The 1851-nt window shown below is 48.2% G+C and carries 1 protein-coding gene; it reads right to left on the bottom strand.

Annotation, left to right across the window (positions count from 1 at the left end; all coding sequences use genetic code 11):
• Nucleotides 1–197 precede the first annotated feature (197 nt).
• Nucleotides 198–1457: an ATP-binding protein gene (locus ACP5PX_RS08160; protein ID WP_428085452.1), complete on the bottom strand. Its 1260-nt coding sequence runs from the start codon at nt 1455–1457 to the stop codon at nt 198–200.
• Nucleotides 1458–1851 lie beyond the last annotated feature (394 nt).

Here is a 1851-nt window from a genome sequence, read left to right as displayed (position 1 = left end):
CAAGGGTCGGTGCCCAGCAGTGGTTATTGCAGGAGGGTGAATATCTGGAAAGTTTTGTATTTGCTAGTGATTCATAGCTCCGTATCCCCAGATTGCCCCTACAAGATTTTTGTTGTTTCGCCAATAGGAAGTAAAAAATCTTCTCCCCTCCTAAGCCCATGCCAACTGTCGAAAGGTGATCTTCGAAAAGTACACGGCTAAAAGATCACGTCCACAATTGGGACAACATCCACGATTTTTGAGTTCACCTTCACGCTTTTTCTTTCGTGCCCCCCGTAGATGAGAAGCCCCCTTTCGGCCCCATACTTCTTCATGAAATATACCAAGTTTTTTAGTTCATCCTTTCTTACCTCGGGCCCGGCCTTAACCTCCACGGGAACCATTTCCCCGTCCTTCCTCACAAAATCCACCTCCTTGGAATTTTTTCTCCAGTAATTTTTCAGGTCCATCGAAGAGGCGACGAGGGTCTCGAATATCTCGCCTTTTCCGGGGGAGGTGTAGAACGGGAAGGAGAGCGCAATGTGGGCGGGATAGATCTTCTTCATCTTTCGTGATTCGGCCCTTACGGACGGCCTGAAGTTTTTTACCACCCTTATGAGCTTGGCGAACTCTAGGAAAAACAGGTGCTCCTCCAGAGTCAGCTTATGAATCCGGAGATCTCTTGACAGGGACGAAAGGTTCAGGACCATCCCTGGTTCGCTCATGAAATTCTCCAGCAGAGTCAGGAGCAAACCCGTTCTCACGCGCGAGAAGATATCGGGCATATCCACCTTGACGGTTTTCTCTATCACGAGTTCCCTGATGTACTCCCGGACCTTCAATTCGTCCTCCCAACTTACGATCTCGGGAAATGGGCGCTTCAAGTACATAGGAAGCAGGGCCTCGAGCTCATTCCTCCACATCTCCAGATTTTCGATTCTTCTCCCCAGCGAGAGCTCCGCGAACTCCCCCAGCGAGAGGGGTTTCACCTCCCTCTGAACGTACCTCCCGGCCAGGTTTGTGAGGGCCTCTTTTTCTATCATGATGCTCGCTGAGCCCGACAGCACTATCTTCAAGTTCGGCAGGGCATCGTATAGAAGTTTGAGCTTAGAGCTCCAGTTCCTCAGCTTGTGGACCTCATCGAAAAACACGAACACGTTCTCCTCCTTCCAGCGGACCTGGGTCAGCTTTTGATATTCCCTCAGCACGGATATCGGCTCCTTGACCGCCTCATCGAAGCTGAAGTAAAGGATTTTTTTGGGGTCCACTCCCCCCTTCATCAGTTCCTCCATCAGCTGATACATCAGCGTGCTCTTCCCAACTCTTCTCAATCCTGTCAGAATCAGCATCTGCCGCGAGCCCATGTGCTTCTTAAGCTCTTGGAAGATCCTTCTCCTGTAGGGTTTGGCCTTTTCTTCAGAGATGCTCTCCTTCCACCACCATTCGTTAGAGATCTCGAGGACATCGGATATCGGCAATATCCCCCAATATTTCAGAATTTAGAACTAATATTTAAATTTTTAGTTCAATTAAAAGAACTAATGTTAAGATTGGAGAGAGATTCCGTCTTGTGAAAGCCCCTGAGCATTTATACATCCGCTTCAGGCGTCGCCCTTCAAATGGGTAAATCGCGTCGTGGACGTATACAATTTTCAATTTTTTCCCAATCTATTATCCTTGGCGTGATAAATGCCCACTTTGTTCCTGTAAACGGGAAGTATGCGCTTCTGCTGGTCGCCCACACCGTTAAACGATATAAGCGACCTAGTCTGTGTATACACCAAGAAGCAATTATGGATTTGAAGTGGTGATTGGTAAACCTCACTCAAATATCGCGATAAACCACATCTTCTCGACAATCGCAACTGGAAG

It is taken from the genome of Hadarchaeum sp. (SeqCode) (assembly GCF_049969415.1).
Classification (GTDB): Archaea; Hadarchaeota; Hadarchaeia; order Hadarchaeales; family Hadarchaeaceae; genus Hadarchaeum.
Note: the sequence above shows the minus strand (reverse complement) of the source record. Positions and strands in the feature narration are given on the sequence as shown.